The 10,455-nt window shown below is 52.9% G+C and carries 10 protein-coding genes; 3 read left to right on the forward strand and 7 right to left on the reverse strand.

Annotated elements, in window-relative coordinates; genetic code table 11:
• Both KK078_RS28390 and KK078_RS28395 read right to left on the reverse strand, forming a co-directional pair.
• Positions 1-402 carry a VOC family protein gene (locus tag KK078_RS28390; RefSeq protein WP_254093967.1) on the reverse strand — a complete coding sequence of 134 codons (402 nt, stop codon included), beginning with the start codon at positions 400-402 and terminating at the stop codon, positions 1-3.
• 85 nt (positions 403-487) lie between these two features.
• The gene (locus KK078_RS28395; protein WP_254093969.1) at positions 488-1,234 is read right to left on the reverse strand and encodes a metallophosphoesterase; all 747 of its coding nucleotides are present in this window, start codon (positions 1,232-1,234) and stop codon (positions 488-490) included.
• Between the two features lie 144 nt (positions 1,235-1,378).
• On the opposite strand from KK078_RS28395, the gene KK078_RS28400 reads away from it, so the two are divergent.
• Together KK078_RS28400 and KK078_RS28405 are read left to right on the forward strand one after the other, a co-directional pair.
• Positions 1,379-2,134, forward strand: a complete 756-nt coding sequence (locus tag KK078_RS28400) for a metallophosphoesterase (RefSeq protein ID WP_254093977.1) — start codon at positions 1,379-1,381, stop codon at positions 2,132-2,134.
• 483 nt (positions 2,135-2,617) lie between these two features.
• Positions 2,618-4,570 (forward strand): KUP/HAK/KT family potassium transporter, encoded by a 1,953-nt coding sequence (locus KK078_RS28405; RefSeq protein WP_254093979.1) that lies wholly within the window; start codon positions 2,618-2,620, stop codon positions 4,568-4,570.
• 65 nt (positions 4,571-4,635) lie between these two features.
• Here KK078_RS28405 and KK078_RS28410 read toward each other — a convergent pair whose 3' ends face one another.
• Positions 4,636-5,493 (reverse strand): helix-turn-helix domain-containing protein, encoded by an 858-nt coding sequence (locus KK078_RS28410; protein WP_254093981.1) that lies wholly within the window; start codon positions 5,491-5,493, stop codon positions 4,636-4,638.
• Entirely contained in the window at positions 5,486-5,866 is a 381-nt protein-coding gene (locus KK078_RS28415; protein WP_254093984.1) for a winged helix-turn-helix transcriptional regulator, read from the reverse strand. Before KK078_RS28415 ends, KK078_RS28410 begins: the two co-directional genes overlap by 8 nt.
• A 96-nt stretch (positions 5,867-5,962) precedes the next feature.
• Between KK078_RS28415 and KK078_RS28420 the strand changes: the two genes are divergently transcribed.
• Positions 5,963-6,715: an SDR family NAD(P)-dependent oxidoreductase gene (locus KK078_RS28420; RefSeq protein WP_254093986.1), complete on the forward strand. Its 753-nt coding sequence runs from the start codon at positions 5,963-5,965 to the stop codon at positions 6,713-6,715.
• Positions 6,716-6,768: 53 nt separating this feature from the next.
• On the opposite strand, the gene KK078_RS28425 is transcribed toward KK078_RS28420, so the two are convergent.
• From KK078_RS28425 to KK078_RS28435, 3 genes are all read right to left on the reverse strand, one after another.
• The gene (locus KK078_RS28425) at positions 6,769-7,212 is read right to left on the reverse strand and encodes a DMT family transporter (RefSeq protein WP_254093988.1); all 444 of its coding nucleotides are present in this window, start codon (positions 7,210-7,212) and stop codon (positions 6,769-6,771) included.
• Between the two features lie 77 nt (positions 7,213-7,289).
• Positions 7,290-9,440, reverse strand: coding sequence for a PQQ-dependent sugar dehydrogenase (locus tag KK078_RS28430; RefSeq protein ID WP_254093990.1), 2,151 nt, complete (start codon positions 9,438-9,440; stop codon positions 7,290-7,292).
• Positions 9,441-9,701: 261 nt separating this feature from the next.
• Positions 9,702-10,235, reverse strand: a complete 534-nt coding sequence (locus KK078_RS28435; protein ID WP_254093999.1) for a C40 family peptidase — start codon at positions 10,233-10,235, stop codon at positions 9,702-9,704.
• Between the last annotated feature and the right edge of the window lie 220 nt (positions 10,236-10,455).

Genomic DNA, 10,455 nt, shown 5'->3' on the forward strand with positions numbered 1-10,455 from the left:
CTATCGCACAGCGTTAACAGGCTGAATAAAATCCCACAAGTTCCCATAGAGGTCTTCAAAAACAACCACCGTACCATACGCCTCCTCCCGCGGCGGCCCCGTAAAACGAATTCCCTTTGCCGTCATCGCGTGATAATCGCGCCAGAAATCATCCGTAAAAAGAAAGAGAAATACCCGTCCTCCGGTCTGATTACCGACACTGGCCCGTTGCACTTCGTTAGAAGCCTTCGCCAGCAGCAAACAACACTCCGTCGAGCCCGGCGGCGCAATCACCACCCAGCGTTTTTCTTCACTCATCCGCGTATCTTCAACAAGCTGAAAAGAAAGCTTTTCGGTATAGAATGTAATAGCCTCATCGTAATCACGCACGACAAGCGTCAGTTGGGCAATGCGCTGTTTCATGTCCGAAAAGTACAGGACGCCACAAGAAAATCAAAGCCCATCTAACCGCAGCGCACAATAGTTGTGGAACAATCTATAGATCTAATCAGATCTCGATAATCAGGCCGGGATCGAAACCCTTGTAAGGGTCACCGATGTATCCATGTGGGTTGCTCAACACAGTCGTGGCACCGACCTGATAGCGCGTGGGCGTATGAATATGGCCGTGGATCCAGTAGTCCGGTTGATGTCGCAAAATGAAAGGTTCAAGATTGGAGGCATAAGCCGACGACAACACATCCTCGCGGCTCTCTGTGGATACAGATTGAATACTGGGGGCATGATGGGTAACAACGACGTTTCTCTTCGTTGCCGACGCTTCCAAACTAGCCTGCAACCATCTCAACGACGCTTTGTGTATGACATAGGTATCAACAGAGCGCAGTTTTGAATAGGACGGTTCCCGGCGGATCATCTTATAGTCGTTCATCCGTCCCTGGCAGATCATGCCATTAGCCCGCCCGTTCCCAAGCAGCTCAAAGTCCGTCCACAATGTCGCTCCGTGAAAGGTGACGTCGTCTATAACAACCGCAGCATTTTCCAGCACGTGAACATTCGTATCGGCAGCCGCTTCCATGATCTTCCTGAACGTTTTTGGGTAAGTGCCTTTATAGTATTCGTGATTGCCGAGTACATAGATCACTGGCACATGGGGAATAGCTTCTTTAATCCATTCGATCCCCTTTGTGCCCAAATTCACATCGCCAGCGAGAATAACAACGTCAACATTTTGAAGAGAAATTTCGGCTTTACCAAATTCCTGATGCAGATCACTCGCGACTTGAATTTTCATCGATCACCTCACTTATTAGTAGGCCTATACTAGCCTATCCAGCAATGATAACAAAAAGCAAGCGTCACAAAAATAAATTATCCTCGATCGTCATAAAAAAACCTATTGTCCCTACGCGGCATAAAACTTCCCTTCACTAACTTCATGACAATGAAAATCCAATACTGCTCCGACCTTCACCTCGAATTCCCCGCCAACAAAAATTATTTAAGCAAACACCCCCTGGAACCAGTCGGCGACATTCTTCTCCTGGCCGGTGACATCGTCCTGTTCACTCACATCGAAACAGAAAAAACATTCTTCGACTATCTCTCCGACAACTTCCGCCACGTCTACTGGCTCCCCGGCAACCACGAGTATTATCGCTCCGACTTCAATCGACGCACAGGCACCTTCCAGGAAAACATCCGGAGCAACGTTACCCTACTGAACAACACGACCATCGTTACCCGAGACACCCGACTGGTATTTTCCACGCTCTGGTCGCAGATCAACCCGGCAAAAGAACATGCGATCAAAAGAGTAATGTCCGACTTCAAGCTCATCACGGTGAATGGACGAAAAATAAACATCGACGAATACAATGCACTTCACGCAGACGCCTTGCGCTATCTCCAAACCGAACTAACAACGCCTGCCACACAACGGACCATCGTCATCACCCACCACCGCCCCACGTTCCTGAACTATCCCGAACGTTACCGCCACAGCGAGCTCAACACTGCCTTTGCCACGGAACTATATAATCTTATTGAAATCTCCGGTGCCTCTCACTGGATCTTCGCTCACACGCACGAAACGCCATCGGAGATCACTATCGGTGAAACCATTCTAACCACCAACCCCCTGGGGTACATCGAACGCAACGAGCACCATTCCTTCAAGACCCGCGTTATCTGACCTCATCTAAAGACGCGCGCGTCTGGCGATGTAGATCTGATCTTTCAGTAGTTCTTTGGGTATATCCGACGGATAGGGCCAGACAACGCCAAACTTTGCCCACCGACATGTCTCATGGTGCCCATTAAATCCAGGCCTTCGTCACCCTGGCGCTTACCTGGATCTTACCATGTCCTACCCTTATAGAGCGTAGGTCATCCGTGGTTCATCCGTGGCTTACCCGTAGGACATCTATGGAGGAAGCCCGGGGTTGACTTGAAGTATCACCGGCGAAGGTCACCCTTCTCCCGACCCATTTTTGTTAATCGATCGGGTCTTTTCGTCCCTCTTAAAAACCACTTTTCCACCCCTGGACATCACGGTTCCAATAAGCGAAATTTATTTAAAACAGACCTGTCAAAACTGATTCAACATGTGACTGCGGAGTGATCCGTTAAAATCCTCCGGATAATAACTATATTGCCCCGGTAGATTGATCAACATATGACGCTTCACTCTTCCGAAGACTTTCATAAGAAAGTGACAGGAGCCGGCCTCCTCATTGCCGCAGGTATTGTTTTCGGAGACATTGGCACCTCGCCCCTCTATACCCTCAACGCCATCTTTCACGGACGCCAGGTAACCGAAGACGTTGCACTCGGCGCCTTCTCTGCGATCTTCTGGACACTATTCTTCCAGACGACACTCAAATACGTCATCATAACATTACAAGCCGATAACAAAGGCGAAGGCGGCATCCTCTCCCTCTACGCCCTCATCCGACGGTACTGGGGCCGTTGGCTCATGATCCCCGCCATGGCCGGCGGTGCATTCCTCATTGCCGACGGGATCATTACACCGCCCATCTCCGTCTCATCCGCCATCGAAGGCCTGCAAAAATTCTATCCCACGATCGAAACGGAGCCTATTGTGATCGTCATCCTCATCGTGCTGTTTACATTCCAGCAATTTGGCACCGAACGCATCGGTAAGATCTTCGGTCCCGTGATGGTGGTCTGGTTTACATTTATCGGTGCCATCGGTTTGATGTCCCTGCTCGGACGTCCCGACGTGCTCAAAGCCTTCAACCCCTATTACGCCTGGGTTATGCTTCAGGAAGTGCCCGGCGGGTTCTGGCTGCTGGGAAGCGTATTCCTCTGCACCACCGGGGCCGAAGCCCTCTATAGCGACATGGGCCACTGCGGTCGCGCCAACATCCGTATCAGCTGGATCTACGTAAAGATCATGCTGCTGCTGAGCTACGCCGGGCAAACCGCCTGGCTGCTGAACCACATCGGCGAGCACCTCGAAGGCCTCAGCCCCTTCTACCTCATTGTACCCGACTCGCTCTACCTCGTGTCTGTAGCCATTGCCACCTTTGCCACCATCATTGCCAGTCAGGCATTGATCAGCGGCTGCTTTACCCTGATCAATGAAGCCATACGCCTCGACATCTGGCCGCGCCTGCGCGTGATCTTCCCGGGCAGCATGAAAGGACAACTGTATATACCGGGCATCAACTGGTTCCTGATGATTGGCTGTATCACCATGGTACTGTACTTCCGCGAGTCCACCCGCATGGAGGCAGCATACGGCCTGAGTATTACCCTCACCATGCTCATGAGTACCGTGCTGATTGGCTTCTACCTGCATGCCAAACGCGTGTCGCTTGTATGGGTCTTCCTGGCAACAGCGTTGTTCCTGATCATCGAATCGTGCTTTCTCTGGGCCAACCTGCAAAAATTCAGTGACGGTGGTTGGATTACCATACTGATGGGCGCCCTGCTCTGTGCCGTGATGTACATCTGGCATCGCGGGCGTTCCATCAAACGGGAGCTCACCACTTTGGTCGATATCGAAACACACATCGACAAGCTCAAAAAGCTGAGCGAAGACGACGACATCCAGAAATATGCCACCAACCTGGTATACCTGACCACCTCGGCCAACCACCGTCAGATAGAAAAGACCGCCCTCTATTCCATCCTGGCAGGCCTGCCCAAACGTGCTGACGTATACTGGTTTGTACACGTAAACGTACTCGACGAGCCCTATGCCCTCCGGTATAAAGTCGACACCATTGCCAAAAACGACGTGTACTTCATCGAATTCAACCTCGGCTTCCGCATCGACCCGCGCATCGACTTCTATTTCCGCCAGGTCTTGCATGAACTGGTACAATCAAAAGAAGTAGACCTGTCCGACAGCGAAGAGCTGGAATACCAGCAGACCAAGATCGGCGACATACGGTTCCTTATCCTGGACTCCTTCCTGTCATTCGATAACGACATGCCCTTCTGGAAAAATCTGCTCGTACGCAGCTACTTCAACCTGAAGGCCATCGGCGTAAAAGAAGCCGCCAACTTCGGCCTCGACGAAAGTAATGTCACGATCGAAAAATATCCGGTCGTGGTAACACCCGTCGCACCGATGCCCCTGGAACGCGATTGGGATTGAGCAGCGACCGTCCAATACCAACGCCTCCTGGAGACAGGCTTCAAGCTGGCGCGATACAACAGCACTCACCTATAATTCTGCCGGAACGCCTCCGGCGTGTACCCCGTCTGTTTCTTAAAGAATCGGATAAAATACGAAACATCATCATACCCCAACCGAAAGGCAATTTCCTTCACCTGATGCGTCGTCCCCAGCAAACAACGTTTCGCTTCCAACACGACAAAATCCCGAATCACTTCCGAAGCCGTCTTATTTAACAACGTCCGCGTCAGCGCATTCAGCTGATACGAAGAGATATGCAATATCTCCGCATACTCCGCCACCTGCTTACAGCGCCCGACATGCTCACGCAGCAAATCCTGAAAGCTCGCCAGCCGCTCATGCGGATGAGAATACACTTGCTTATTCTCTGACGAGTAACGCAGTCGCGCAAGCTCCACCAGGAAAATATCAAAGCTCGCCTGAATAACATCTTCATAGCCCGCCTGCCGGGTCGTATATTCCCCGATCATGTACTGCAAAGGGGCATACAGTTTCTCAAATCCGACAGCATCGAGCCGATGGAACGAGGTATACCCCGCGCGGCGCAACAACGCCCGCGACGAATCCCGCTGCATAAACTCCGCCTGAAACTGCAACAGATAGCCGGCACTGCCGGCACCCAGCGTAAGCCGGTGCACCTGCCCCGGAGCAATCAAAAAAACCACATGGTTGGTGACCCGATAGGACACAAAATCGATCTCATGACTCCCCGTGCCTTTCTTCAGCACCAATATGTAGTAGAAGTCGTGACGATGATAATCCTCCACACGCGGCTGGCCCTGTGTCACCTCGTGAAGATCACGAATGCGAAAACTCGCAGCTGCTTTTGAAACAGTTCCGGCGTTACCGATTGCCCGTACCGGAATTTGCTTTTTAGCCATGCGATGAAATCGTCGTATCGGCGATCAGCTGCCGGTGTTTACTTCCCCACGCACTGAGCATATCCAGCACCGGCCACAGCTCTACTGCGACGGGCGTGAGCTCATACTCCACCCGCGCCGGCACTTCCGCATATACCGTCCGTTTTATAAGGCCGTCACTTTCCAACGCCCGCAATTGCAACGTAAGCATGCGTTCCGTCATCATCGAAAATGTCTTCTTCAGATCGCTGAAACGAAGCGTCTTCCCCTCCAGCGCACTTAAGATCTGGAGCTTCCACCGCCCGCCGATCTTGGCAATAACATAGGTTAAGTCGCAGTCTGCGATCCATTTTTCATTGCGGCTATACGTCGAAGAATCTTTCCGGGTGGCCATACTTACACGTTTGTTCGTACCATACAAAGACCTGTACACCGTGTAAAAGTAGACGGCGTACGCTTCTTTTGCACATCATTTCACAAAATCATTATCATGGACTTGTATCTCGACAAAAAGACCGCCGTTGTAACCGGTGCCAGCCAGGGCCTCGGGCGCGCCATCACAAAAACCCTGGCAGCCGAGGGCGTAAAAGTACTCGCCATCGCCCGGAACGAAGAATTGCTAAAGAGCTTGCAACAAGAGATAGCCGCGGCGGGAGGCGTCGTGCCGGAAATATGGATACAGGATTTCCTCGTTCCCGAGGCCCCGCAACAGATCGCCGCCGCGGCCCTGGCTGCTTTACCCCACGTAGACATTCTCATCAACAATGCCGGCCGCAGCCGTCCACTGGACATCGTGGGGCCGGACGACGAGTGGCAACAAGCCCTGCTGCTGGACTTCGATCGGCACCGCCAGCTCACCCAGCAACTCTTGCCACACATGATCGGGCGGCGCCAGGGATCGGTCCTCAACATCACCAGCACATATGAACTCCGCGCCATCAATGCCTCCGCCGTCTTTAAAGCCAGCATTACCGTGTGGGCGAAACAGCTGGCCGCGCAACTCGGACCATACGGCATCACCGTCAACTGCCTGCAGCCGGGATTGATCGACACCGCCAACATCCGTCGCGTCTTTACGGACGATCAACGCCGGGCGTATGCACCACAGGCTATTCCCCTCGGAGACTTCGGTACACCGCAGGATGTCGCCAACATGGCTACCTTTCTGGTCTCACCCAGAGCAAAGTATATCACTGGCACCGTGGCCGCGGTGGACGGCGGGCTACGAAACTATGCATTTTGAAATTTGACTACAGCATCGAGCATCAGACGATGTTCCGGCACCTTCGGACACTATTAAAACCGCCGCAAGATGACCACACCGACGATGATCAGAATGGTGCCTAATACCTTCATGTAGTTGATCGGCGACGGGTTGGCGACCAGGATATTGAAATGCTCTAACATCAGCGAGACGATCATCTGCCCCGCTACCACCAGGCCAAACGTCACACCCGGCCCCAGTCGCGGAAAGGCCAATACGATGACCGTGACATAGAACGCGCCCAGCAAGCCGCCGGTCCACAACGAAAGCGGCGCGGCCTTCACACCGGCCCACGAAATCGTCTGCCGTGTTACAATGATGTATAGCACTAACCCCAGGGCCCCGACAATAAAAGAGAACAGCGCCGCATACACAGGGTTCTCGGCAGCCTTACCCAGGCGGGCATTCAGACCCGCTTGAATGGGCAGAAGAACGCCCGCCAGCAGCGTCAGGAAGATCCAGATGAATTTATCCATAGTCCCCGAAAATAAACCATAAAAAAAGCCCTGCCAAAAGAGACAGGGCCCAAGCCACCTATAACACGGTAAAATCTTTAATGCTGCACCGAAACGGTCCTCGACCGCACCCGTCCGGCATGCTCCACACGCAGCAGGTACAGCCCATTGCTGACATCATCCAACGACAGCGCTAGTGACGTTCCGCCCGCTGGTAACCCGGTAAACTGCTGTGACTTCACCACGCGACCATGCAAACTTACCAGGCTGACGGAAACAGCGCCAGGCACCTCTTCCATAAGATCAACAAACAGCTCGCGCACCGCCGGGTTGGGATACGTCACCAGGCTATTGACCGATTCGTCGCGCAAGCCGTCCGCTTCGCTGGCAAATGCCATCGCCCGGGCAGGTAACGCCGGCAGACGCGAATACGCACCCGACGGTATGCCTTGCTTCGCCATGCTTGGGCTCGCCCAGCTCGCCGTCAACAACGCAGGCCCCATACCCTGAAAATATAAGATCGTGAGCGCGTGCTTGCCTTGTCGCAGACCGATCGCGCCGCTGGCCTCTTGCGCCGTATGCACACCGTCGTTATTGACCACGACCGTATTGCCGATCAAGAGCCGGCTGCCATCATCCGAGTTGAGATAAAATGTATAGGTGCCATCTGCCGGCACATTTACAAACCCCGTATAGCGGAAGCCATAATTATACTGCAGGTTGCGCGGCGCCAGCGTCAGGCTATAGATACCACCCACCTCTACTGAGGTCAACGTCGAAAAGTCCGGAAGCATCGTCCACATACCTTCGTAATACTCGTAGGCCAAACCGCTGACCGTAGTGGGCGGATTATCGGGATTGCGCAAGCCCGTACCCACCGTCAACGTGGCATTGTTACTGGTGGCACTGCCCGCTGCATTGGAGACAATAACGCGATACGTTCCGGCATGGCTGGCCTGTACATTGGCAATCGTATAGCTGGCGCCTGTAGCGCCGGTGATGTTCGTATTGTTTCGCTGCCATTGATACGTAAGCGGTGCCGTGCCCGTAGCGGTGACAGAGAATGTTACCGACTGACCGGCAGTAACCGTCTGGCTTACCGGCTGGGTGGTAATGGCCGGAGCTGTGACCGAAGGGGTATAGACAATCCTGAACAGGGCGCCCGCGCTGCGCTCGAGATAGTACAGATTTCCGTCCAGCCCGATATCGATACTGAGCGCATTGTTCCCAAGCCCGGTCGCGAACGGCTGGCGCACAGGCGTGGCACCCGACAGATCGAGCACATTGATCCACCGGTTACAAAGATCCTGGTAGAAATAGTCGCCGGTATACTGGGCGGGATAGTTGGATGATGTCGGATTAAAGAATACACCTCCCGTGATCGCACACCCCGTACCGTCGCCCGAACCATGCGGATAAGCAAAGACAGGATTGGTGAAATTGGCGTTAGAGCTGTTGCCTTCTGCCGTCGGCCAGCCAAAGTTACGGCCGCCGGTCGTAGCATCGTTGATCTCCTCCCAGGTACTTTGCCCTACATCGTTCACAAAAACACGATCGGTGCCGGGTTGAACATCAAATGTGTAGGGATTGCGTAGACCGTATGCCCATACGCGCCGGCGTTGCGCCGAACCTGTGGTAAAGGGGTTGCCGGACGGAATAGAGCCGTTGGGATTGATGCGTAGAAGTTTGCCGTGATAGGTGTCCAGGTTCTGCGCATTGGCACCGTTCGCATTTTCGCCGATCGCTACGTACAGCAATCCGTTCTTGAAATGCATCGCCCCGCCGTTGTGGTTGGTAGCACTGCTCAACGGGTCCAGGTTTAGTACCACCACCTCGCTACCCGCTACGACAACATCACCATTGCCGGTAAAGCGACTGATGCGATTGCGCGACCCGTCAGACAAAGTATAGTACAGATAGACATATTGATTGGTGGAAAAATTAGGATCGAGCGCAATGCCAATAAGGCCTCGCTCGCCACTGGAATTTACACTAAGCTGCAGAAACGGGGTTGCCAGCAACATTCCATTTTTAATAACCCGCAGGGCACCATTTTGCTGCGCCACAAAAATTCGCCCGTCGGGCGCAAACGCCATGGCCGTCGGATTGCTGATGCCACTGGCTACCTGCACCCGGCTAAAGCCGGCGGGAAAAGTCTGCGCACATACGTGCAGGCTGATGCAGCATGCCACCGCCCACAGTAACATACCCTTGTATGCCACCGGTAAAGAGACGTTGAAATTTGTCATGTGTAAGGGGGTAAATTTTATTCATTTAATGGTTGTTCGTTTAAAACTGAAACAAATGAATAGAGAAATACTTCCTGCTTCGACCTGTCGGGAAAGCATAGATCAAAGTAGAATTACCGCCCATGGCGAACGCCTCAGAATGTCTCCTGCACTGCGGGGAAGAGAGAGAATTAAAAAATTATGCCTGTCGTCAACAACAGGCATCAACAGGCATCCGCCAAGTGAATTAAGAAATATACCGAAGTAAGAAATGAAGGCCGCCTACTCCAGCACGCGGATAACCTTCATAAAGCGCTTTTGATAATGCGGAATAAGCGTCGTCTCCGTAATGGCATGCGCCGAACCCGAGCTGGCGTGAATAAACGTCAGACTGTCGCCGCCTTGTGTAATAATCCCTACATGCCCCACACGCCGCACACGGCTGTTGGTACCGGTGAAGAGGATCACATCGCCGGGACGCGCATCCGCCAGTTCGACGGGAGTTCCTTTGTTTGTAAAGTCAACCGAGCTACGCGGAACATCGATCTGGAAATGATTGAATACATACATCACAAAACCCGAGCAATCAAACCCCACCTTCGGATCCGCGCAGGCATATTTGTAACGGATCCCCTTAAACGTTTTGGCATACGTGATAACCGCAGAACGATCAATGACACCCGTGCTGACACCTGTCGTTTCAGCGGCAACACGGCTCATGATCTGGGGCGCAAATACCGCGTGTGCCTTCGGCGCCGGGCCGGGGCCCGAAGCAAGCAAAATGGGGAACAGATAGGGCGCGAGTGATGTGAACATCCTGCAAAAATAACACAAAGTGTCTTTCACGGCGCGCCGGGCACATCGCCAGGTAAGATTTCACACAAACAAACATTATTTGCTGCCTTATCGGCGAATACGACCGCTTAAAGAGATTTTTGTATATCGAGGAATCAATAGAAAGTAAAAAATCCCCGCGGCAAGCCGCGGGGCATTTTAATACCCGCCGTTAAATAAGTCCAACTGATTATTCTCGTAA

Origin of the sequence: Dawidia soli (assembly GCF_018598185.1) — a bacterium.
Lineage (GTDB): Bacteria > Bacteroidota > Bacteroidia > Cytophagales > Cyclobacteriaceae > Ohtaekwangia > Ohtaekwangia soli.

Excerpts from the sequence above, each read along its gene's own strand:
- KK078_RS28390 (WP_254093967.1), bottom strand. The coding sequence starts at position 402 with ATGAAACAGCGCATTGCCCAACTGACGCTTGTCGTGCGTGATTACGAT.
- KK078_RS28395 (WP_254093969.1), bottom strand. The coding sequence starts at position 1,234 with ATGAAAATTCAAGTCGCGAGTGATCTGCATCAGGAATTTGGTAAAGCC.
- KK078_RS28400 (WP_254093977.1), top strand. The coding sequence starts at position 1,379 with ATGACAATGAAAATCCAATACTGCTCCGACCTTCACCTCGAATTCCCC.
- KK078_RS28405 (WP_254093979.1), top strand. The coding sequence starts at position 2,618 with ATGACGCTTCACTCTTCCGAAGACTTTCATAAGAAAGTGACAGGAGCC.
- KK078_RS28410 (WP_254093981.1), bottom strand. The coding sequence starts at position 5,493 with ATGGCTAAAAAGCAAATTCCGGTACGGGCAATCGGTAACGCCGGAACT.
- KK078_RS28415 (WP_254093984.1), bottom strand. The coding sequence starts at position 5,866 with ATGGCCACCCGGAAAGATTCTTCGACGTATAGCCGCAATGAAAAATGG.
- KK078_RS28420 (WP_254093986.1), top strand. The coding sequence starts at position 5,963 with ATGGACTTGTATCTCGACAAAAAGACCGCCGTTGTAACCGGTGCCAGC.
- KK078_RS28425 (WP_254093988.1), bottom strand. The coding sequence starts at position 7,212 with ATGGATAAATTCATCTGGATCTTCCTGACGCTGCTGGCGGGCGTTCTT.
- KK078_RS28430 (WP_254093990.1), bottom strand. The coding sequence starts at position 9,440 with ATGACAAATTTCAACGTCTCTTTACCGGTGGCATACAAGGGTATGTTA.
- KK078_RS28435 (WP_254093999.1), bottom strand. The coding sequence starts at position 10,235 with ATGTTCACATCACTCGCGCCCTATCTGTTCCCCATTTTGCTTGCTTCG.